Source organism: Stenotrophomonas sp. P2112 (assembly GCF_041897515.1).
In the GTDB taxonomy this organism is placed as follows: domain Bacteria; phylum Pseudomonadota; class Gammaproteobacteria; order Xanthomonadales; family Xanthomonadaceae; genus Stenotrophomonas; species Stenotrophomonas sepilia.
In genome coordinates this window covers 2732636-2753502 of the sequence record NZ_CP169216.1, presented here as the reverse complement: position 1 = coordinate 2753502, position 20867 = coordinate 2732636, and the positions used below count along the sequence as shown (strand labels likewise).

General features: G+C 66.1%; 21 protein-coding genes. 13 read left to right on the top strand and 8 right to left on the bottom strand.

Annotated features, from left to right (window positions below; all coding sequences use genetic code 11):
* Positions 1-5: 5 nt before the first annotated feature.
* The 7 genes from kynU to asnS form a co-directional block, all read right to left on the bottom strand.
* Positions 6-1280 carry a kynureninase gene (gene kynU / locus ACEPA4_RS12835; protein WP_005417408.1) on the bottom strand — a complete coding sequence of 425 codons (1275 nt, stop codon included), beginning with the start codon at positions 1278-1280 and terminating at the stop codon, positions 6-8.
* Positions 1281-1440: 160 nt separating this feature from the next.
* Positions 1441-1962 carry a 3-hydroxyanthranilate 3,4-dioxygenase gene (locus ACEPA4_RS12830; RefSeq protein ID WP_049439577.1) on the bottom strand — a complete coding sequence of 174 codons (522 nt, stop codon included), beginning with the start codon at positions 1960-1962 and terminating at the stop codon, positions 1441-1443.
* 20 nt (positions 1963-1982) lie between these two features.
* Entirely contained in the window at positions 1983-2645 is a 663-nt protein-coding gene (gene can, locus ACEPA4_RS12825) for a carbonate dehydratase (RefSeq protein ID WP_005417406.1), read from the bottom strand.
* Positions 2646-2715: 70 nt separating this feature from the next.
* Positions 2716-3354, bottom strand: coding sequence for an FMN-binding negative transcriptional regulator (locus ACEPA4_RS12820; RefSeq protein ID WP_065178617.1), 639 nt, complete (start codon positions 3352-3354; stop codon positions 2716-2718).
* A 7-nt stretch (positions 3355-3361) separates the two neighbouring features.
* Positions 3362-3676, bottom strand: a complete 315-nt coding sequence (locus ACEPA4_RS12815) for a hypothetical protein (RefSeq protein WP_005417404.1) — start codon at positions 3674-3676, stop codon at positions 3362-3364.
* Between the two features lie 5 nt (positions 3677-3681).
* Positions 3682-3981: a hypothetical protein gene (locus ACEPA4_RS12810; protein ID WP_005417403.1), complete on the bottom strand. Its 300-nt coding sequence runs from the start codon at positions 3979-3981 to the stop codon at positions 3682-3684.
* A 30-nt stretch (positions 3982-4011) separates the two neighbouring features.
* On the bottom strand, positions 4012-5406 hold the full coding sequence (gene asnS, locus ACEPA4_RS12805) for an asparagine--tRNA ligase (RefSeq protein WP_005417402.1): 1395 nt from the start codon (positions 5404-5406) through the stop codon (positions 4012-4014).
* A gap of 128 nt (positions 5407-5534) precedes the next feature.
* Between asnS and ACEPA4_RS12800 the strand changes: the two genes are divergently transcribed.
* From ACEPA4_RS12800 to zipA, 8 genes are all read left to right on the top strand, one after another.
* On the top strand, positions 5535-5873 hold the full coding sequence (locus tag ACEPA4_RS12800) for an iron-sulfur cluster assembly accessory protein (protein ID WP_005417401.1): 339 nt from the start codon (positions 5535-5537) through the stop codon (positions 5871-5873).
* Between the two features lie 242 nt (positions 5874-6115).
* Positions 6116-6553, top strand: a complete 438-nt coding sequence (gene rpsF, locus ACEPA4_RS12795; protein WP_006452997.1) for a 30S ribosomal protein S6 — start codon at positions 6116-6118, stop codon at positions 6551-6553.
* 11 nt (positions 6554-6564) lie between these two features.
* Entirely contained in the window at positions 6565-6795 is a 231-nt protein-coding gene (gene rpsR, locus ACEPA4_RS12790; RefSeq protein WP_002804494.1) for a 30S ribosomal protein S18, read from the top strand.
* A 104-nt stretch (positions 6796-6899) separates the two neighbouring features.
* Complete coding sequence (gene rplI, locus ACEPA4_RS12785) at positions 6900-7349, top strand: 50S ribosomal protein L9 (protein ID WP_043398478.1); 450 nt, start codon at positions 6900-6902, stop codon at positions 7347-7349.
* A 365-nt stretch (positions 7350-7714) separates the two neighbouring features.
* Positions 7715-8389, top strand: a complete 675-nt coding sequence (locus ACEPA4_RS12780) for a hypothetical protein (RefSeq protein WP_262090933.1) — start codon at positions 7715-7717, stop codon at positions 8387-8389.
* Positions 8386-8886, top strand: coding sequence for a hypothetical protein (locus tag ACEPA4_RS12775; protein WP_262090932.1), 501 nt, complete (start codon positions 8386-8388; stop codon positions 8884-8886). The genes ACEPA4_RS12780 and ACEPA4_RS12775 overlap by 4 nt, the downstream gene beginning before the upstream one ends.
* Positions 8887-9086: 200 nt before the next feature.
* Positions 9087-12590, top strand: a complete 3504-nt coding sequence (smc, locus tag ACEPA4_RS12770; protein ID WP_262090931.1) for a chromosome segregation protein SMC — start codon at positions 9087-9089, stop codon at positions 12588-12590.
* Between the two features lie 46 nt (positions 12591-12636).
* Positions 12637-13377: a cell division protein ZipA gene (gene zipA / locus ACEPA4_RS12765; RefSeq protein WP_262090930.1), complete on the top strand. Its 741-nt coding sequence runs from the start codon at positions 12637-12639 to the stop codon at positions 13375-13377.
* Between the two features lie 163 nt (positions 13378-13540).
* Here the strand turns inward: zipA and ACEPA4_RS12760 are convergent, their stop codons facing one another.
* Positions 13541-14665: a pyridoxal phosphate-dependent aminotransferase gene (locus tag ACEPA4_RS12760; protein ID WP_262090929.1), complete on the bottom strand. Its 1125-nt coding sequence runs from the start codon at positions 14663-14665 to the stop codon at positions 13541-13543.
* Between the two features lie 257 nt (positions 14666-14922).
* Between ACEPA4_RS12760 and ligA the strand changes: the two genes are divergently transcribed.
* The 5 genes from ligA to mtnA all read left to right on the top strand — a co-directional run bounded on the left by ligA (position 14923) and on the right by mtnA (position 20862).
* A complete protein-coding gene (gene ligA / locus ACEPA4_RS12755) occupies positions 14923-17394 on the top strand; it encodes an NAD-dependent DNA ligase LigA (protein ID WP_374083049.1) in 2472 nt (823 codons plus the stop codon).
* Positions 17395-17444: 50 nt separating this feature from the next.
* Entirely contained in the window at positions 17445-17930 is a 486-nt protein-coding gene (locus ACEPA4_RS12750) for a GNAT family N-acetyltransferase (protein ID WP_262090927.1), read from the top strand.
* The gene (epmA, locus tag ACEPA4_RS12745; protein WP_070489070.1) at positions 17927-18883 is read left to right on the top strand and encodes an EF-P lysine aminoacylase EpmA; all 957 of its coding nucleotides are present in this window, start codon (positions 17927-17929) and stop codon (positions 18881-18883) included. Before ACEPA4_RS12750 ends, epmA begins: the two co-directional genes overlap by 4 nt.
* Positions 18884-19021: 138 nt before the next feature.
* Positions 19022-19750: a DUF3011 domain-containing protein gene (locus ACEPA4_RS12740; protein WP_262090926.1), complete on the top strand. Its 729-nt coding sequence runs from the start codon at positions 19022-19024 to the stop codon at positions 19748-19750.
* Positions 19751-19797: 47 nt separating this feature from the next.
* Positions 19798-20862 (top strand): S-methyl-5-thioribose-1-phosphate isomerase, encoded by a 1065-nt coding sequence (gene mtnA, locus ACEPA4_RS12735; protein WP_262090925.1) that lies wholly within the window; start codon positions 19798-19800, stop codon positions 20860-20862.
* Positions 20863-20867: the final 5 nt, after the last annotated feature.

The window sequence follows — 20867 nt, the reverse complement described above, 5'->3', positions numbered from 1 at the left end:
TCGGCTTACAGGCCGGCCCAGGCTTCCACTTCCTCGACGAAATGGTGCACGTCCAGGTAGCGGTTGTAGAGCGGGGTGGGCGAGATGCGGATCACGTCAGGCTCGCGCCAGTCGCCGAGCACGCCGATGCCGCGCAGGTGCTCGAACAGTGCACGGCCACGCTCGCGGCCACCGATCACGCGCAGCGACAACTGGCAGCCGCGGCGCTGCGGATCGGCCGGGGTAATGATGTCCAGCACCTGCGGCAGGCGTGCGCGGACCAGTGCTTCGAGCAGGCCGGTCAGCGCCAGCGATTTGCTGCGCAGCGCCTCCATGCCGGCACGCTCGAACAGGTCCAGCGAGGCACGCAGTGGTGCCAGGCCGAGGATCGGCGGATTGCTCAACTGCCAGCCTTCGGCACCGATGGCGGGGGTGAACTGGGGTGCCATCTGGAAGCGGGTCGATTCCTCATGGCCCCACCAGCCGGCAAAGCGCGGCAGGGTGGTGTCGCGATGGTGGCGCTCGTGCACGAACGCGCCGGCCACCGCGCCCGGGCCGCTGTTGAGGTATTTGTAGTGGCACCACACGGCGAAATCGGGCGCCACCTCATGCAGGCGCAGCGGCAGGTTGCCAACCGAGTGCGCCAGGTCGAAGCCGATGCGTGCGCCCTGCAGGCGTGCGGCGCGGGTGATCGCATCGAGGTCGAAGGCCTGGCCGGTGCGGTACTGCACGCCGGGCCACAGCACCAGCGCCAGGCGCGGGCCGTGCTCGGCGATGGCGCGTTCGATCGCGGCCAGCGAAATCGTGCCGTTGGCTTCGTCCGGCTGCACTTCCACCAGACACTCGGCCGGGTCGAAACCATGGAAGCGGATCTGAGCTTCCACCGCGTGGCGGTCGGTCGGGAATGCGCCGGCTTCCATCAGGATCACCGGGCGCTGCGTGGTCGGCCGGTAGAAGCTGACCATCATCAGGTGCAGGTTCACGCTCAGCGTGTTCATCGCTACCACCTCGCTGGGCAGTGCGCCGACCACTCGGGCCAGCTGCGCGCTCACCAGGCGGTGGTAGGACAGCCACTGCGTCGGGCCGGTGAAGTGGCCTTCCACCGCCAGTTCGCCCCATTGTTTCATCACTTCCTGCACCGCTGCCTGCGCACCGCGCGGCTGCAGGCCCAGCGAGTTGCCGACGAAGTAGGTCTGCTCGCCGCCTCCATGGCGCGGAATCAGGAATTCGCCACGCAGCGGGCGCAGCGGATCGGCGGCGTCCAGGGCGATGGCGTGGGTGCGGCTGAGCAGGTCGGACATGGTCGGGCAACAGGCTGCAACGGGACCGCCAGTGTAGCGCCTGGCACGGCGTAGCCGGTGGCGGGGATGCGTGCCTGCCGCCGAACCTGTAGAGCCGAGCCCATGCTCGGCTACGTGGGCCCACTGCCGAGCATGGGCTCGGCTCTACAGAAGCAGGTGGTCAGCCCGCCGCCGGCACCGGCAGCGGATCCACGTGCCCGCACTGGCTGCAGGTACGCAGTTCCAGGCTGGCGTGGTAGCGCGCAAACACCTTGGGCAGGTCGGTTTCGATGTTCTGCAGCGGGAAGTACTCTTCGTGCAGCTTGTGGTTGCAGCGCTCGCAGTGCCAGATCACGCCGTCCATCTCATGCGGCAGCCGCTTGCGCTCGACCACCAGGCCGATGCCCCCGGGCGGGCGCCGCGGCGAGTGCGGCACCTTCGCCGGCAACAGGAAGATCTCGCCGGCGCGGATCGGAATGTCGCGTACCGCGCCGTCCTCCTGCACCTTCAGCACCATCTCGCCTTCTAGCTGGTAGAACCACTCGGGGCCTTCGTCGTAGTGGTAGTCGGTACGCGAGTTCGGCCCGCCGACCACCATCACGATGAAATCGCCGTTGTCGATCATCTTGTTGCCCACCGGCGGCTTCAGCAGGTGGCGGTTCTCTTCGATCCAGGCGTGCAGGTTGATCGGTGGAGCGAGCATGGTGGTCATCCGTGTGGGGATCAGTCGCGACGGCCCTTGCGCGGCACGAAGGACAGCGCTTTTTCATACGCTGGCTGCAGCTCTTCCAGCGAACCGACGTCGATGCCCATTTCACGCACGCGTCCGTCTTTCAGGCTGTAGACCCAGCCGTGCACCATCAGCTTCTGGCCGCGGGCCCAGGCATCCAGCACGATGGTCGAGCGGCAGAGGTTGGCGACCTGCTCGATCACGTTCAGCTCGCACAGCCGGGCGTGCTTGAGTTCGTCGTCTTCGATGGCGTCGAGGATGCCCTGGTGCTTCTGCACCACGTCACCGACATGGCGCAGCCAGTTGTCGGCCAGGCCGACGCGGGTGTTGTGCAGGCAGGCATGCACGCCGCCGCAGCCGTAGTGGCCGACGATCAGGATGTGCTTGACCTTCAGTTGATCCACCGCGTACTGCACCACGCTCAGGCAGTTAAGGTCGGTGTGGGCGACCACGTTGGCGACGTTGCGGTGCACGAACACTTCGCCCGGCGCCATGCCGATGATCTGGTTGGCCGGCACGCGCGAATCGGAGCAGCCGATCCACAGGTACTCGGGATGCTGCTGCTTGGCCAGCTGGTGGAAGAAGTCGGGGTCCTCCTTCTCGATGCGGTCGGCCCAGTCGCGGTTGTTCTGCAGCAGCTTGTGGATGTCTTTCATGTTCGGTCCCTGGCGTCGGGTGGGGCGCACCGCAGCCATCCAGCTGCGACGTCGCGGGAATCGGGGGTGTTCAGCCGCTGCGGGCGGCCTGTTCGCGGTGCCAGCGCATCCACTGCGCCAACTCGGTGGAGGAAGGGGTGCCCAGCTGTTCCAGTTCGGCGATCACGGCGCGCTGGTTGGCGTCGGGATGGTTCTGGCTCAGCTTCAGCTTCAGCTGCACGTGTTCGACCTGGAAACGGAAGCCGACGATGGCACGCAGTTCCGGGCCATGTTCGGCACGCGTGGCATCGAACTGCCAGGCCTGGCCGACGCTGGCTTCGAAGTGGTCGCTGATCGCGCCGACCAGCCCGGCCAGCGCATCGGTGTCGTCGAAGGTGTGCAACTGGCCACGCAGCTCGGCGGCGGCGTAGTTCCAGGTCGGCACCCGTGCGGCAGGCTCCTTGTCCGGATACCAGCTGGCCGAGACGTAGCCGTGTGGTCCGTCGACCAGCACCTTGGCCGCACCGCCGTGGCGCGACTGCGGGTTGGCGCGGGCCCAGTGCCCGCGCAGCTCGATGCGCTCGCCCTCGCGCCGGTACAGCACCGGCATCCGGGTCAGCTCCGGCAGGCCATCGCTGCCGGGGGTGAGCACAGTGACGAATGGATCACGCGCCAGCAGGCGGTCCAGCCAGAGCAGGTCGGTCTCGGCGAAGGCGCGTGGAGTGAACATGCCTGGATCAGGCGCGCGCGCCCAGCGACTGGATCATGCGGCCGCGCAGGCCTTCGTCGTTGTCGGCCTGCGGCGGCTGCACTTCGTGCAGGCTGAAGCCGCGCACCAGCGCGTCTTCCTCGTCCAGACCGTCATATTCGACGAATTCGGCGTCGAACAGCTGCGAGCGGGCGGTGTCTTCGCTGTCATAGCTCAGCGTGTTGCCGTCGCTGTCGAGCACTTCGGCGGTGCCGGCCGGGCGAACGCGCAGGCGCGCCCAGATCAGGGTGTTGCCGAGGCTGGCCAGCCACCAGCTGTCGCGCGAGGCGGAAATGTCATTCATGGGGGTTACCAGAGCGAGGCCAGCCAGAGCAGGGCGGCCATGCCCAGTCCGGCCAGCAGGGTCAGCAGCGATACCCAGGCCGGCGTCGCCAGCCCGGACAGCGAGCGGTCCGGCTGCTGGCGATAGTCGCGGCGCAACAGCCAGGCCAGGGCATCGGGCTTGAGGAAGGCGCCGCTGCCGAAGCGCTCGGCGAGCGCCGGATGGCGGTCGCGAACGTGCACCAGGGTCAGCGGCCAGAAGATCACGAAGGCACTGAACCCGGCCACTGCAACGCCGACGAAACACAGGGCGAAGAACAGGGTCATGGGAGCCGTACCTCCGTGGACGTGTGGGGCTTAGAAGTCCGCGCTGCCCGGGGCGCGCGGGTAGGGGATCGCATCGCGGATGTTGGACAGCCCGCAGACGTATACCACCAGGCGTTCGAAGCCCAGGCCGAAGCCGGCGTGAGGCACCGAGCCATAGCGGCGGAAGTCGCGGTACCAGCTGTAGTGCTCACGATCCAGGCCGAACTGGGCCATGCGCGCGTCCAGCACGTCGAGGCGCTCCTCACGCTGGCTGCCACCGATGATCTCGCCGATGCCCGGGGCCAGCACGTCCATCGCGGCAACGGTCTTGCCGTCGTCGTTCAGGCGCATGTAGAAGGCCTTGATGTGCTCCGGATAGTTGGTCACCACCACCGGACGGCCGACATGCTCCTCGGTCAGCCAGCGCTCGTGCTCGGTCTGCAGGTCCAGGCCCCATTCCACCGGGAAGTCGAACTTCCTGCCGGACTTCTGCAGCAGGCTGACCGCATCGGTGTAGTCGATGCGCTCGAACGGTGCGTTGATGAAATCTTCCAGCTTGGTGATCGCGTTCTTGTCCACGCGCTCGGCGATGAAGGCCAGGTCGTCGCTGCGCTCGTTCAGCACGGCGCGGAACAGGTACTTCAGGAACTCTTCGGCCAGGCGTGCGTCTTCGGCCAGGTCGGCGAAGGCGATTTCCGGCTCGATCATCCAGAACTCCGCCAGATGGCGGGTGGTGTGGCTGTTCTCGGCGCGGAAGGTCGGGCCGAAGGTGTAGACCTTGCTCAGCGCCAGGCAGTACGCCTCGACGTTCAGCTGGCCGGACACGGTCAGGAACGTTTCCTTGCCGAAGAAGTCGCGGCTGAAGTCGATCGCGCCCTTCTCGTCACGCGGCAGGTTCACCATGTCCAGGGTGGACACGCGGAACATCTGGCCGGCGCCTTCGGCATCGGAGGTGGTGATGATCGGGGTGCTGATCCAGTTGAAGCCGTTCTCGTGGAAGAAGCGGTGCACGGCCTGGGCCAGGCAGTTGCGGATGCGGGTGACTGCGCCGAACAGGTTGGTGCGCGGGCGCAGGTGCGCCACTTCGCGCAGGAACTCCGGCGACATCGGCTTGGGCTGGATCGGGTAGGTGAGTGGGTCTTCGACCCAGCCGACCACGTCCAGTGCGCTGGCCTGGATCTCGAACGACTGGCCCTTGCCCTGCGACTTCACCAGGGTGCCGGTGCCGATGACCGAGCAGCCGCTGGTCAGGCGCTTGATCTCGTCGAAGTTGGCCAGGGTGTCGTTGGCCACGATCTGGATCGGGGCGAAGCAGGAGCCGTCGCTCACATTCACGAAGGCCAGATTCGCTGAACCGCGCACCGTGCGCACCCATCCGCGTACCGTGACTTCGCCGCCTTCCGGGATCTTCCCGGCAAGCGCATGTTCAACGCTGACCACCGTCATGACTTGAATCCTCTGCTGATCGACTCGATCTGTGAACACGGGAGTTTACCGGTTGCAGCGTTCTGCTTGCGAGGCATTTTTCGCGGCAACGGCTCCTTATAATGTTCCCGTACCTCTGGAGTAGCCCCATGGCCGTCAGCCTGACCCCCATTGCCTTCGAGCGCGTGCAGCGCTTTGTCGCCCAGACCCCCGGCGCGCTGGGCCTGCGTTTCGGCGTGACCAGGACCGGCTGCTCCGGTTGGGGCCACGTGACCGACCTGGCCCGCGACGAGCGCGAGGGCGATACCGTGTTCGACCAGGACGGCGTGAAGATCTATGTCGACGCCAAGAGCCTGGCGCTGGTGGACGGCACCGTGATCGACTTCGGCAAGCATGGCCTGAGCGAGACCTTCACGTTCAGCAACCCGAACGCCACCGCCGAGTGCGGCTGCGGCGAAAGCTTCACCACCGACGCCGACAAGGCCTGACGCGCGGCTTTGGCGCCCGCCGGACATGGCCCGGCGCTACCCGCCTGGTGGGTGCCGACCTTGATCGGCACCGGGGCAGGGCACCCCGGTTCAGAAGGTCGGGTGCCCCCGGTTGCCCGCCATCCCCATCTGCGCCATAATGCGCGGCTTCCTGCCTTCCTGGCGGGAATCCTTGCCCCACCGCGGTCTCAACGGCGGGGGGCTGTCCGGCCGAAAGGCCACATCCGAAAGGTAGAAAAAACATGAGTCGTCATTACGAAATCGTGTTCATGGTCCACCCGGACCAGAGCGAGCAGGTCCCGGCCATGATCGAGCGCTACAAGTCGCTGGTCGAGAACGGCAACGGCACCATCCACCGCCTGGAAGACTGGGGCCGCCGCCAGCTGGCGTACCCGATCCAGAACCTGGTGAAGGCCCACTACGTGCTGATGAACATCGAAGCCGACCAGGCCGTTCTGAACGAACTGACCGAGAGCTTCCGCTTCAACGACGCCGTGCTGCGCAACCTGGTCATCAAGCGTGACGAGGCTGACACCGAGCAGTCGCTGATCATGAAGAGCAAGGACGAGAAGGGTGACAAGCCGGAGCGCGGTGAGCGCCGTCGTCGTGACGACGAAGAAGGCGAGTCCACCACCACCGCTGACAACGAAGCCGGCGACGACGCCGCTTCCGCCGCCTAAGGAGCCTTCCCATGTCCAAGTTCTTCCGTCGCCGCAAGTTCTGCAAGTTCACGGCTGAAGGTGTGAAGGAGATCGACTACAAGGATCTCAACACCCTGCGCCAGTACCTGACCGAGAACGGCAAGATCGTGCCGAGCCGCGTCACCGGTACCAAGTCGAAGTACCAGCGCCAGCTGGCGACCGCCGTCAAGCGCGCTCGCTTCCTGGCCCTGATCCCGTACACCGACAACCACGACGTCTGATGCCGGTGGGGCGGCCCGGTGCCGCCCCCGCTGTGCCAGCTATTCGGACAGCCTTTGTTGCGGGGCATCGCCTCGCTAACGAATAACTCATCTGGAGCAATACCATGCAGCTGATCCTCCTGCAGAAAGTCACCAACCTCGGCAACCTGGGCGACCTGGTCGACGTGAAGCCGGGCTACGGCCGTAACTTCCTCGTGCCGCAGGGCAAGGCCGTGCCGGCCACCGAGAGCAACAAGGCCGAGTTCGAAGCCAAGCGCGCCGAATACGAAGCCAAGGCCCAGGCCATCCACGCCGAAGCTGACGCCCGCAAGGCCAAGCTGGACGGCGCGAGCGTGACCATCCCGGCCAACGCTTCGACCGAAGGCAAGCTGTACGGCTCGGTCGGCGCCCGTGAAATCGCCGATGCCTTCACCGCTGCCGGCCTGCCGGTCAGCAAGAGCGAAGTCATCCTGGGCGAAGGCGCCTTCCGCAACATCGGCGAGTACGACGTGCTGATCCACCTGCACGCCGACGTCGAGACCACCGTCAAGGTCGTCGTCGTCGCCGAAGCCTGATCCCACGCCGCAAGGCCTGGCATCACCGCAGAACGGGCGCCCGCAAGGGTGCCCGTTTTTCATTGAAGAAATGGGCGTTGTGTCATTGACATGTGGGCGTGCCATAGTGACACTTCTTTCACTTCGGAAAATTTCTACTATGGCAAAGACAAAAAAAAGCAATCCAGATAACGAAGGCACTCTTGTGAAGTTAAAGCCTTCTATACTCCCTATGGGCTTCGCAATTGGGCAAGTTGAGGAGGATTTTATTGTCATAGAGTTCATAGACTCTTTTGATGGGGTGACGACAATTATTGAGTCGATTGCGCTTCCGAAATCTAAGGCGTCGCAGCTCGCGAACGCGTTGACAAAGGCTCTTGAGAGCGATGTCGAACAATCTTAAGAAAGAACTATCTCCCCCTACTGGCGGCTTTACATCGCGCTCAGGGATTGGTGATAAATTTTCAGTTGCGCAGAGTCACTTTTTTAAGGCGGATTTTAAGAAGAGTCAGGTTTCCGCTGTTTATTTGAAAATGAATAATGTTGTGGCGCGAAGGGGGCCATATGCTGATGCGCTCGATGCAGCGCATTGTGCTAGTTATGCTGAGTGGGTAGATTTTGTTGAAGGGATGTCGTTTGATTTCTCTCGATTATCTGCAGTTCGGGAAGAAATTAGATCGCTGAGATCGTCGGGCAGCTTTGATTTTTGGAGCTCGATGTTTCATAAAATTGAATCTGCCGTTAGATCGTATGATGAATTCCGGTTATCGGCTTTGGGGGCGCCTTCTATTTCGGAAGAGTCCGGAAAGCGATTGTTTCTTTTAATACCTGTTCTGGCTGGTCGCGAGCCAAATTTCCATGTCGATGCCAGCGATGGTTGCTTCAGTGTAGATTTGGGGGCTGGCGGTGGGCGAATTATGAGCGTGCATGTTGGTCATTCTGGGCACGTCAATTTTTCCTACGTGGGGAAGAATCGGAAAATTCTTAAGATAACAGGAACCGCCAAGTTTCGAGATTTTGGTGATTTCGAAGAATTTGAACGAGTTCTGAGGATGCTATGACTAATATGGATGTTGCGGGCCATGCTCTTCTAGAGGGGGACGCCTCTCGCTACTTCAAGCTGGATTGGATCAAAGACGGTCGAGTGGCTGGTGAGGCCTTTGATCTGCGTCAAGGCGAGCACCCAGAAACTTATGTCTCCCACTTTCTTGTGGAGGGAGATGGGGCTCTCGCTAAGTATCGATCTGCGTACGAGATTATTCATAAGCGGATGCGCGGGGGGGCGTCAGGAAAGTTGAGGCCGTTGAATGGCGGAATTTCTCTTCTGAGTATTGAGCAGGTTCTTGAGGAGGTTAACTTTGATTCGCCATTGGTTCAGTATAGGGGGGAAGGTCTTCCTCATTGCGGGCTTTACTATTTGACTGAAAATGCACGGGATCGTAATGAGGCAAAAGCGACTCTTTGCTACATGGCCGGTCAAAATATGATGTCCGCTCCTGCTTTGGTCGGAGAGCAGTTGTTAGTAAGGATGCTTGTAGCAGAAGGGGAGGGTGCCTAAGCGTCGCGCCAACATCTGACCCGCCGATTTCCGGCTAGCTTCAGTAATTTGTACTTCGCGGCCATTGGCAGTTGATCCTACGTGCCGGCCACATCGGTATACTCAGGGCGTCCCACCCGTTCCACGGGCATCGATCCCAACAGGATCAATGACTTGGAGGGTAAACGCAGGCCGCTTGCCGGCCCCAGTCCGGAACCCCTATGCGTCTTTCCACGATCAAGCTGTCCGGCTTCAAGTCGTTCGTCGATCCGACCACCCTGCACCTGCCGACCAACATGACCGGCGTGGTGGGCCCCAATGGCTGCGGCAAGTCGAACATCATCGACGCCGTGCGCTGGGTCATGGGCGAGAGCTCGGCCAGCCGCCTGCGCGGCGACTCGCTGACCGACGTGATCTTTTCCGGTTCCAATGCCCGCAAGCCGGTGTCGCAGGCCACGGTCGAGCTGATCTTCGACAACTCCGACCACACGATCTCCGGCGAGTACGCCGCGTTCAACGAAATCTCGGTCAAGCGCACGGTCAGCCGCGACGGTACCAGCAACTACTACCTCAACGGCACCAAGTGCCGCCGCCGCGACATCACCGACCTGTTCCTCGGCACCGGCCTGGGCCCGCGCAGCTACTCGATCATCGAGCAGGGCATGATCAGCCAGATCATCGAGGCGCGCCCGGAAGACCTGCGTGTGTACCTGGAAGAGGCAGCCGGCATCTCCAAGTACAAGGAGCGCCGCAAGGAGACCGAGACCCGCATCCGCCACACCCGCGAGAACCTGGACCGGCTGGGCGACCTGCGCGACGAGATCAGCAAGCAGCTGGAGCACCTCAAGCGCCAGGCCAAGCAGGCCGAGCAGTACCAGGCCCTGCAGGAAGAGCGCCGGGTCAAGGACGCCGAGTGGAAGGCGCTGGAATTCCGCGGCCTCGACGGACGCCTGTCGAAGCTGCGCGAAGGCCTGTCGCAGGAAGAGACCAGGCTGCAGCAGCTGATCGCCGACCAGCGTGATGCCGAGGCGCGCATCGAGACCTCGCGCGCGCGGCGCGAAGAGGCCGCCGACGCGCTCAACACCGCGCAGGCCGCGGTCTACCAGGTCGGCAGTACGCTGGCGCGCCTGGAACAGCAGATCCAGCACCAGCGCGAGCTGTCGCAGCGCCTGCACAAGGCGCGCGATGAAACCCAGCAGGCGCTGGCTGAACTGGGCCAGCACATCAGCGGCGACGAGGCCAAACTGAGGGTGCTGCGCGAGGCGGTGGAGGCCGCCACTCCGCAGCTGGAAGCACTGCAGGAAGAAAACGAGATCAAGCAGGAAAGCCTGCGTGAGGCTGAAGAGCGGCTGGCCAGCTGGCAGCAGCGCTGGGAACAGCACACCTCGCAGAGTTCGGAAGCCTCGCGCGCCGGCGATGTCGAGCGCACGCGCGTGGACTACCTGGACAAGCAGATCCTCGACGCCGACCGGCGTCGCGAGGCCCTGGCCGCCGAACGCGCAGGCCTGGACGTGGACGCGCTGGAAGAAGCCTTCGAGCAGCTGCACCTGCAGCACGACACGCAGAAGGCCGCACTGGATGAATTGAGTGAAGACGTCGAGCTGCGCAAGCAGGGCGTGACGGCAGTGCAGGAACAGCAGCGCAATGGCCAGAACGAACTGGCTGAACTGCGCAAGCAGGCCAACGGCCTGCGCGGTCGCCTGGCCTCGCTGGAAACCCTGCAGCAGGCCGCGCTGGGCCAGGAGCAGGGTGCAGCCGTGGCCTGGCTGAAGGCGCGCGGGCTGGATTCGGCGGCGCGCGTCGGCGAACGCCTGGACGTGGATGCCGGCTGGGAAAACGCGGTGGAAAGTGCGCTGGGCCAGCTGATCGAAGGCGTGCTGGTCGATGACCCGGCCAGCCTGGTCGGCGCGCTGGGCGAACTTGGCGAAGGCCACATTGCGCTGGTCGCCGACGATGCTGCTGAACTGAAGGTGGCGCCGACCTCGCTGGCGGCACGCGTGCGCGGCCCGGCGGCGATCCGTCGGCTGCTGGCCCATCTGCATGGTGCGAAGGACCTGTCCGAGGCGAAGGCCCTGCAGGCCAGCCTGCCGGAAGGCGATTCGATCATCACCCAGGGCGGCGAGCGGCTGGGCCAGGGCTGGCTGCGCGTGTCGCGCTCCGGTGCCGCCGAGCAGGGTGCGCTGCTGCGCGAGCGTGAGATCAACAAACTGCGTGAGCAGATCGAGCAGCTGCAGGACCGCGAGGCCGAGCTGGAAGAGCAGCTGAGCGGTTTCCGTGAGCAGCTGCAGGCGGCCGAGCAGCAGCGCGAGGATGCGCAGCGCGCGCTCTACCAGGCCCACCGCGCGGTGTCCGAGCTGGCCGGCCAGCTGCAGGGCCAGCAGGGCAAGGTGGAAGCGGCACGCACCCGCATCGACCGCATCGAGGGCGAGCTGAAGCAGTTGCAGGAAACGCTGGAAGCCAACAACGAGCAGGCGCGTGAAGCGCGCTCGCGGCTGGAGAGTGCGGTCAGCAGCATGGGCGACCTGGAATCGACCCGGCAGCGGCTGGAGGGCGAACGTCGGCAGTTGACCGAGGCCCGCGACCTGGCCCGCGATGCCGCCCGCGCGGTACGCGAGCGCGCGCATTCGCTGGCCTTGACCCTGGAATCGCAGCGCGCGCAGCTGGACTCGTTGAGCCAGGCGCTGGAACGCATGGGCACCCAGCGCGGGCAGCTGGACGCGCGGCTGGGCGAGCTGCACTCGCAGCTGGACGAAGGGGATTCGCCGGTCGAATCGCTGCAGGCCGAACACCAGAACGCGCTGGAAGAGCGCGTGCGGGCCGACCGTGTGCTGACCGAGGCGCGAACGCTGCTGGACGGCATCGACGCCGAGCTGCGCAACTACGAGCAGACCCGCCACCAGCGCGACGAGCAGGCGTTGGCCCAGCGCGAGCGCATTTCGCAGCGCAAGCTCGACCAGCAGGCCTTGGTGCTCAGCGCCGACACCCTGCAGGCGGCGGTGGAAAAGGCCGGCTTCGTGCTGCAGGACGTGCTCAATGCACTACCCGAGGACGCCCGCCTGGGCGACTGGGAGCAGGCCGTGCACCAGATCGACGCACGCATGCGCCGGCTGGAGCCGGTCAACCTGGCCGCCATCCACGAGTACGGGGAGGCTTCGCAGCGTTCGGACTACCTGGATTCGCAGCACGCCGACCTGACCACGGCGCTGGAAACACTTGAGGATGCCATCCGCAAGATCGATCGCGAGACCCGCGGGCGCTTCAAGGACACCTTCGACCGCGTCAACGCCGGCGTCCAGGCCCTGTATCCGCGCCTGTTCGGTGGCGGCCACGCCTACCTGGAACTGACGGGTGAAGACCTGCTCGACACGGGCGTGACCATCATGGCGCGCCCGCCGGGCAAGCGCGTGTCGAGCATCTCGCTGCTGTCCGGCGGCGAGAAAGCGATGACCGCGGTGGCGCTGGTGTTCGCCATCTTCCAGTTGAATCCCGCCCCGTTCTGCCTGCTGGACGAGGTGGACGCGCCGCTGGACGAAGCCAACGTCGGCCGCCTGGCCAACATGGTCAAGGAAATGAGCGAGAAGGTGCAGTTCCTGTTCGTCAGCCACAACAAGGCGACGATGGAGGCCGCGCACCAGCTGTCGGGCGTGACCATGCGTGAGCCGGGCGTCAGCCGCCTGGTCAGCGTGGACCTGGAAGAAGCCGCGCGATTGGCGGGCGCGGCCTGACGTGCCATCCTAGTTACCTGAATGAACTAGCCGGAGAACCTATCGAATGTCCGACACGGCACTGTTGCGCATCGGCATCCTGGCCGCCGGCCTGCTGTTGATCGCCGCGATCTTCCTGTTTGGCCGTCCGAAGAAAAAGCCCCAGGGGCGCCGCGTGGAAAACGCGGAACCGACCAGTGGCGAGCGCCGCGAACCGGTCCTGGGCGAGGACGGCGTCGTGGTGGCCGAGGGCCGCGTCGAACCGGGCATGGGCGGCGAAGGCGAGCAGGCCGAACTTGGCCTGGCCGACACCGATCCGGGCGCGGCCAACGACCTCGGCAAGCGCGCCACCCAGGATTTCGACAAGATCGTCTCGCTGTTCGTGGCCGCCCGTGCCGGCGAGCAGCTGCGCGGCGAAGACATCGTGGTGGCGGCGGAGAAGACCGGCCTGGTATTCGGCCACATGAACGTGTTCCACCGCCTGGTGGAAGGCCACCCCGAGCGCGGCCCGATCTTCTCGATGGCCAGCATCATGAAGCCGGGCAGCTTCGACATGGCCAACATCCGTGCCATGGAAACCCCGGCCATCGCCTTCTTCCTGACCCTGCCGGCGCCGCTGACCGCGCTTGATGCCTGGGAGAAGATGCTGCCGACCGTGCAGCGCATGGCCGAGCTGCTCGATGGCGTGGTGCTGGATGACAGCCGCAATGCCCTGGGCCGCCAGCGCATCGCGCACATCCGCGACGAGCTGCGTGCCTACGACCGCCAGCACCAGGCACCGCCGCTGACCAAGACCCCGCGCTGGTGAGCGCCATGGCGTGCCGACCAACGGTCGGCACCCACCCCGACCAACGGTCGGCATCCACCCCGACCAACGGTCGGCATCCACCCCGACCAACGGTCGGCATCCACAACAGCAGATCCACGCCATGCGTGGATGGGGCGAACCAAGTTCGCCCCCACCAACGGGGTCAGGCCGGTACGCCGGCCACCTTGGCGAACGCACGGCGGAATGCGGCCATCTCGTCTTCGGTGCCGACGGTCACGCGCACGCGCTGTGGCCAGATCGGCCAGATGCGGCCAATGATCACGCCGTTGTCTGCCATCGCCTTGGCAAAGGCGGCACCGTCGCGCTGCACATCCACCACGAAGCAGTTCGCTTCCGACGGGACGCAGCTGAAACCACGCTTGCCCAGCCACGCGATGGTGGTCTGCCGCACCTGGGCATTCTGCAGCCGCCGCTGCGCGATCAACTGGGGATCCTGCAGGCTGGCCAGTGCTGCGGCCAGTGCTGGCACGGGCAGTGGGTTGTCGCCCAGGCTGGCCAGTTCGCGCAGGCGGTCGGGATGTGCGGCCGCCACGCCCAGGCGCAGGCCGGCCATGCCGTACAGCTTGGAGAACGTGCGCAGCACGATCAGGTCATCGCGCTGCGCTACCTGCGCGATCAGGCTCGGCTGCTCGCTGTACTGCAGGTAGGCTTCGTCGACCAGCACGCGGGTCGATGCGGGCTTGTGCGCCAGCAGCCAGGCGAGCTCATCCGGTGGGCTGATCGAACCGGTCGGGTTGTTCGGATTGCACACATACACCAGCCCGGTCGGGCGCGCTTGCGCGGCGGCGACCATCGCACGCAGGTCATGCGCGCCGTCGTCGCGCAGCGGCACCTTCTGCACATGGGCGCCGCGAGCAGCGGCGACCTCGCCCAGGGTCTCGAAGGTCGGGTCGGCCACCACCAATCCCGCCTGCGGCCCGGTCCACAGCGTGGCGGCGCGGTTCAACGGCTCGCTTGAGCCGGGATAGAGGCGCACGTGGTCGGCCGGAATACGTGCCTGCTCGATGAAGGCATCGCGCACCTGTGCGGCCAGGGCGAAGCGGTAGCGGCCGCAACTGGCGATACTGTCGCGCGCGGCCTGCTGGGCCGCCGGCGAGGGGCCGTAGGGGCACTCGTTGAAGTTCAGCAGTACCACGCCTTCGGCAGGGGCCGGGGCGACGGCAGCCGCGGGTTGGGCCTGGCCAAGCCGCGGCAGTCCGCTGCCAGCGACGGCGAGGCCGGCACCGGCCAGTTGCAGGAAGCGTCTACGGGAAGCAGGCAGGGTCACGGGTGGGATTCCGAGGAGTAGCCTTCGCACGCTAGCGCTGGTTGCGGTGGGCGGCAAGCCCGCTTTTTGTAGTGCCGAGCCATGGTCGGCTGCAGGTGTGCCAACCAAGGTTGGGCACCTGCCGGGGCGGGGAGATGGTTGGCATCCACCAGGGCAGGGGGGCGCCCGTCGAGCATGGCTCGGCGCTGCGAAGGGGGGGCATTACAGGGCCTGACGGCCGGGCGCGGTAGAATCCCCGGCCATCCCAGAACCACCGGATTCCGATGAGCTCCAGCCCCGCCGAACGCGCCGAAGATCTCCGCCGGCAGATCGCCCAGGCCAACCGCGCCTACCATGAGCTGGACTCCCCGGAGATCCCCGACATCGACTACGACCGGATGGTGCGCGAGCTGGAAGCACTGGAGCGCGAACATCCGGAACTGGCCCGGGCCGACAGTCCGACCCAGCAGGTCGGCGCGCGTCCCTCCGGCCGTTTCCCCGAAGTCCGCCATGCGGTGCCGATGTTGTCGCTGTCCAACGCCTTCAGCGATGAGGAAGTGGCGGATTTCGTGCGCCGCATCGATGAACGCCTGGGCCGCCGCAGCCTGCAGTTTTCGGCCGAGCCGAAGATGGACGGCCTGGCGATCAGCCTGCGCTATGAGGATGGTCATTTCGTGCTCGGCGCGACCCGCGGCGATGGCAGCACCGGCGAGGACGTGACCGCCAACCTGCGCGAGATCGGCGATGTTCCCAAGCGGCTGCACGGCAAGGACTGGCCGGACGTGCTGGAGGTGCGCGGCGAAGTCTACATGGCGCGCGCCGATTTCGAGGCGTACAACGAACGTGCGCGCCTGCACGGCGGCAAGGTGCTGGCCAACCCGCGCAATGCGGCGGCCGGGTCGCTGCGCCAGCTCGACCCGAAGATCAGTGCGCAGCGCAGGTTGAGCTTCTTTGCCTACGGTACCGGTGAAGTGCAGGGCGGCGAGCTGCCCGATACCCATTCGGGCACGCTGGCGCAGCTCGGCGCCTGGGGTTTCCCGGTCAGCGCGCTGTGCAAGGTGGTGGAAGGCACCGACGGCCTGCTCGGCTACTACCGCGATATCGGCGAGCGCCGCGACGGCCTGCCGTTCGATATCGATGGCGTCGTCTACAAGCTCGATGACCGTGCCGGCCAGCAGGCGATGGGCTTTGTCTCGCGTGCGCCGCGCTGGGCCATCGCGCACAAGTTCCCGGCACAGGAACAGAGCACCACGGTGGAGGCGATCGAGATCCAGATCGGCCGCACCGGTGCGGCCACACCGGTCGCGCGGCTGGCACCGGTGGCCGTGGCCGGCGTGATCGTGTCCAACGCCACGCTGCACAACGCCGACCAGATCGCACGCCTCGACGTGCGCGTCGGCGACAGCGTGATCGTGCGCCGTGCCGGCGACGTGATCCCGGAAGTGGTCAGCGTCATCCTCGATCGCCGCCCGCAGGGCACCACGCCCTGGCAGATGCCGACGCGCTGCCCGGTGTGCGGCTCGGAGATCGTGCGCGAGGAAGGGGCGGCCGCATGGCGCTGCTCGGGCGAGCTGTCCTGCCCGGCGCAGCGCAAGGAAGCCATTGCCCATTTCGCTTCGCGCCGCGCGATGGACATCGACGGCCTGGGCGACAAGTACATTGAAACCCTGGTCGACGCTGGCATCGTCAAGAGCGTGGCCGACCTGTACCGGCTCAGTCGCGACCAGCTGCTGCACCTGAAGCTGGTGCTGGACGCTGAAGATCCCTCGGCGCTGGCCGCCGCACTGAAGCTGCACCTGCCGGCTGAAGGCAGTGGCGCGGTGCTCAATGCGGTGCTCAGGCTGGACGGCAACGATCCGGGCTGGCGCGCGCAGGCGCTGGCGCAGCCGGCCCGCTTCGAATGGAACACGAAGAAGATCGCGACCAAGTGGGCCGACAACCTGATCGCGGCCATCGACGCCAGTCGTGCCGCCACGCTGGAACGGCTGCTGTTCGCGCTGGGCATCGAGCACGTGGGCGAAAGCACGGCCAAGGCGCTGGCGCAGTGGTTCGGTGACCTGGAACTGATCCGCCACCTGCCGTGGCCATTGTTCAAGCGCGTGCCGGACATCGGTGGCGAAGTGGCGCGGTCGCTCGGCCACTTCTTCGAACAGCAGGGCAACCAGCAGGCCATCGATGACCTGCTGCAGGTCGGCCAGGTCCGCATCAGCGATGTGCACGCGCCCAGCGCCAGGCTGCGCGAGGGGCTGGACCTGGCGCAGCTGTTGGTCGAATCAGAGATTCCCGGCATCACCCGCCTGCGCGCGGAGAGACTGGTGGCCGCGTTGCCCGGTGCCCAGGCGGTGCTCGACGCCGAGCATGGGCAGTTCGTCAACGCAGGATTGCCGGACGACACCGCGCGTGGCCTGGCCCAGTGGCTGGACAGCGAGGGCCATGGCGCGATGCTGCTGGCAGCCGAGAAGGCGATGCAGCAGATCCTGGCCAAGGCACCGGCGCTGGCCGAGATCGTGGCCGGCCCGCTGGATGGGCAGACCGTGGTGCTGACCGGCACCCTGGCCCAGCTCACCCGCGATGCCGCCAAGGAGCGCCTGGAGGGCCTCGGTGCAAAGGTCTCCGGCAGCGTCTCGAAGAAGACCAGCTTCGTGGTCGCCGGTACCGAAGCGGGTTCCAAGCTGGACAAGGCGCAGTCGCTGGGCGTGCCGGTGTGGGACGAAGACCGCCTGCTGGCCTATCTGGCCGAACACGAGTGACGATCCCGCCGGGTGTCCCCGCGCCCGGCATGAAACACAAAGGAACACCGATGCAGACCGCCCCGCTGGATTACCGCCTGGCCACCCGTGCCGACGAGGAGCTGTTGATCGCGCTGATGCGCGAGTTCTACGCCGAAGACAGGATCGACTTCGATGACGCGCGCGTGCGTCGCGGCGTGGACGCGCTGCTGGCCGATCCGCGCAATGGCGAAGTGCTGTTGTGGATGGACGAGGTGGGCGAGGTAGTCGGCTATGCGGTGATCGCGATGGGCTTCAGCCTGGAGCAGGGCGGCCACTTCATGCTGCTGGACGAGCTGTACCTGAGCCATCGTGCGCGCGGTCGTGGCCGCGGCAAGCAGGCGCTGGCCATCTGCGAACAGCGCGCTCGCGGTCGTGGCGTCAGTCGCCTTCGCCTGGAAGTGAACCACCACAACGAACTGGCACGCCGCCTGTACCTGGCCAGCGGCTACATCGACGATACGCGCGATCTGCTGACCCTGCCGCTCGACCATCCGCGCCCGGAGGGCATCCTGTGAGCGAGGCCCTGCTGCGCGCGCTGCAGCAGCGTGCCGAGCTCAATGCGCTGGTGCGCCGCTTCTTCGCCGAGCGCGATGTGCTGGAGGTGGAAACGCCGATCCTGTCGGTGGCAGGCAACACCGAGCCGAACATCGACAGCTTCCACACCGATTTCACCGGCCATGTCGATGCCGGTGGCCGTCGTCGCTGGCTGCGCACTTCGCCGGAGTATCCGCTCAAGCGCCTGCTGGCGGCCGGTGTGGGCGACTGCTACGAGCTGGGTCGGGTATTCCGCAACGGTGAGGCCGGCGGCCGCCACAACCCCGAATTCACCATGCTGGAGTGGTATCGGGTCGGCTGGGACCACCATCGGTTGGTACAGGAGACCGCCGAGCTGATCGGACAGGCGCTGGCCCTGGTCGGACGCCGTGCAACGCTGCACGTGCTGAGTTACCGTGAGCTGTTCCAGCAGCACCTTGGCGTGGATCCGTTCGAGGCGGATGAGTCCACGCTGCGTGCCGCGTTGGGCGAGGTGCACATTGACCCGGTCGGATTGACCCGTGATGACTGGCTCGACCTGCTGATGACCCATCGTATCCAGCCGCATTTCGACGACGCGGTGATGACCGTAGTGCATGACTGGCCAGCCAGCCAGGCCGCGCTGGCACGCATCCGCGCCGGCACGCCGCCGCTGGCCGAGCGTTTCGAGCTCTACCTGGGTGCAGTGGAGCTGGCCAACGGCTATCACGAACTGAACGACGCCGACGAGCAGCGCGCCCGCTTCCGGCGCGACCAGCAGCGCCGCCACGAACGCGGGCAGGTGCAGCCGCCACTGGATGAGGCGCTGCTGGCGGCGTTGCCAGCGTTGCCGGCCTGTGCCGGCGTGGCGGTGGGTGTCGATCGCCTGCTGATGGCGATGAACCGCACGCCACGCATTGCCGATGTGCTGGCCTACGACTTTGCCCACGCGTGACGCCCGCGTGTTGCTGAACATCCCAGGCTGAACGAAACGCGGGTTCTGCGCGCTTGCGTCGGCAAGCGGGATGATGCTTTTATCACGGCCAATGCCGGACACTGGCATGCAGTTCATCCATTCCTGCTGGGGAAGGCTTTGGTCAAGTGGTTTGCGGTTGTCGCTGCACCGGTGTACTCCATCGCGCTCTGGGGTGCCTGGCTGCCGTCGCCGGCGTCGGCCCAGCAGGTGGGCTACGACGATGAAGTGGTGACCTGCGAGTCCCACGACATGGGCTGGGTGCACTGCGACATCGATGTGGCCAACGGCGTCGATCTGGTGCGCCAGCTGTCGAGCAACAGCTGCATCCGCGGCAGCGAGTGGGGCACCGACCGCAGCGGCGTGTGGGTCACCCTTGGCTGCCGCGCCGAGTTCCGTGCGCGCCGTGCGCAGGGTGTGGCACCTGCGGCAGCGGAAGGCAAGCGCCTGGTGCGCCGCGTGGTGCGCTGCGAATCCAATGGCCGTCCGCAGAGTTGCCCGGTACGCCTGGATGGCGCGCCGGTGCGCCTGCTTCGCCAGTTGTCGGTGCTGCCGTGCCGGGAAGGCCAGGGATGGGGCTACAAGCGCAATGAAGTCTGGACCAGCCGTGGCTGCCAGGGCGATTTCGAGGTGGCCGACGAGGATGGCCGCTTCGTCGATGTGCCGCGCCGCCTGACCTGCGAATCGAAGTCGAAGAAGCGCCGCTTCTGCGGCGCGAGCATCTCGGTGGGTGCTGTGGTCTCCGAGCAGCTGTCCAGCACGCCCTGCGAGGAAGGCAGCACCTGGGGCTGGAACCGCAACGGGATCTGGGTGGATGGCGGCTGCCGCGCCGAATTCTCGGTGAATTGAGCCGGGGCAGGCTCCAACCACGCGGGGCGTGGCCCTACAATGGGCCCATGAACACTGCCTCCGACATCGACTACGCCCGTTACGACCACATCCGCCCGATCCTGTGGACCGGCGATGCCTTGCAACTGCTGGACCAGCGCAAGCTGCCGTTCGTGGTCGAGCACGTGGTCTGCCATGACAGTGGCGAGGTTGCCAGCGCCATCCACGCACTGACCGTGCGTGGCGCGCCGGCAATCGGCATTGCCGCCGCCTGGGGCGTGGTGTTGGCCGCGCGCGAGGTGCAGGCCGCAGACGGTGCGCACGCGTTGCAGCAGCTGGAGCCGGCACTGCAGCGCCTGAACGCATCGCGCCCTACTGCGGTCAATCTGGCCTGGGCGCTGGCACGGATGCGCCGTTGCCTGAACGCTGCCGGCGCCGACTGGAAGGCGTTGCTGGAGTCCGAAGCGCAGGCGATCGCAGAGGAAGACCTGGCGGCCAACCGCCACATGGGCGCACTGGGCGCTGGCCTGATCGAGGCTGGCAGCGGTGTGCTGACCCACTGCAATACCGGCTCGCTGGCCACCGCCGGCTTCGGTACCGCGCTGGGCGTCATTCGCGCCGGCATGGCCCAGCACCGCATCGCGCGCGTGTTCGCCGGCGAGACCCGGCCGTGGCTGCAGGGTGCACGCCTGACCGTGTGGGAGCTGCAGCAGGACGGTATCGATGCCACCCTGATCGCCGACTCGGCGGCCTCGCACCTGATGAAGACCGGTGCCGTGCAGTGGGTGATCGTGGGCGCAGACCGCATCTGCGCCAATGGTGATACCGCCAACAAGATCGGCACCTACCAACTGGCCATTGCCGCACGCCACCACGGCGTGAAGTTCATGGTGGTGGCGCCGTCCTCGACCGTGGACATGGAGACCCTGGACGGCAGCCAGATCGAGATCGAGCAGCGCGACCCGGGTGAGCTGTATGGCGTGGGCGGTGCCCGCACCGTGGCCGAAGGCATTGCCGCCTGGAACCCGGTGTTCGATGTCACCCCGGGCGAGCTGATCGACGCCATCGTGACCGAGCGCGGGGTGATCCTGAACCCGACCGCCGAGAACATGCGCGCCGCCTTCGGCGGCTGACGCGC

Coding starts and splice junctions, on each gene's coding strand:
- smc (WP_262090931.1), top strand. CDS start 9,087: ATGCGTCTTTCCACGATCAAGCTGTCCGGCTTCAAGTCGTTCGTCGAT.
- ACEPA4_RS12810 (WP_005417403.1), bottom strand. CDS start 3,981: ATGACCCTGTTCTTCGCCCTGTGTTTCGTCGGCGTTGCAGTGGCCGGG.
- rpsF (WP_006452997.1), top strand. CDS start 6,116: ATGAGTCGTCATTACGAAATCGTGTTCATGGTCCACCCGGACCAGAGC.
- ACEPA4_RS12830 (WP_049439577.1), bottom strand. CDS start 1,962: ATGCTCGCTCCACCGATCAACCTGCACGCCTGGATCGAAGAGAACCGC.
- kynU (WP_005417408.1), bottom strand. CDS start 1,280: ATGTCCGACCTGCTCAGCCGCACCCACGCCATCGCCCTGGACGCCGCC.
- rpsR (WP_002804494.1), top strand. CDS start 6,565: ATGTCCAAGTTCTTCCGTCGCCGCAAGTTCTGCAAGTTCACGGCTGAA.
- ACEPA4_RS12820 (WP_065178617.1), bottom strand. CDS start 3,354: ATGTTCACTCCACGCGCCTTCGCCGAGACCGACCTGCTCTGGCTGGAC.
- asnS (WP_005417402.1), bottom strand. CDS start 5,406: ATGACGGTGGTCAGCGTTGAACATGCGCTTGCCGGGAAGATCCCGGAA.
- ACEPA4_RS12750 (WP_262090927.1), top strand. CDS start 17,445: ATGCAGACCGCCCCGCTGGATTACCGCCTGGCCACCCGTGCCGACGAG.
- can (WP_005417406.1), bottom strand. CDS start 2,645: ATGAAAGACATCCACAAGCTGCTGCAGAACAACCGCGACTGGGCCGAC.
- zipA (WP_262090930.1), top strand. CDS start 12,637: ATGTCCGACACGGCACTGTTGCGCATCGGCATCCTGGCCGCCGGCCTG.
- ACEPA4_RS12780 (WP_262090933.1), top strand. CDS start 7,715: ATGTCGAACAATCTTAAGAAAGAACTATCTCCCCCTACTGGCGGCTTT.
- rplI (WP_043398478.1), top strand. CDS start 6,900: ATGCAGCTGATCCTCCTGCAGAAAGTCACCAACCTCGGCAACCTGGGC.
- mtnA (WP_262090925.1), top strand. CDS start 19,798: ATGAACACTGCCTCCGACATCGACTACGCCCGTTACGACCACATCCGC.
- ACEPA4_RS12815 (WP_005417404.1), bottom strand. CDS start 3,676: ATGAATGACATTTCCGCCTCGCGCGACAGCTGGTGGCTGGCCAGCCTC.
- ACEPA4_RS12775 (WP_262090932.1), top strand. CDS start 8,386: ATGACTAATATGGATGTTGCGGGCCATGCTCTTCTAGAGGGGGACGCC.
- ACEPA4_RS12800 (WP_005417401.1), top strand. CDS start 5,535: ATGGCCGTCAGCCTGACCCCCATTGCCTTCGAGCGCGTGCAGCGCTTT.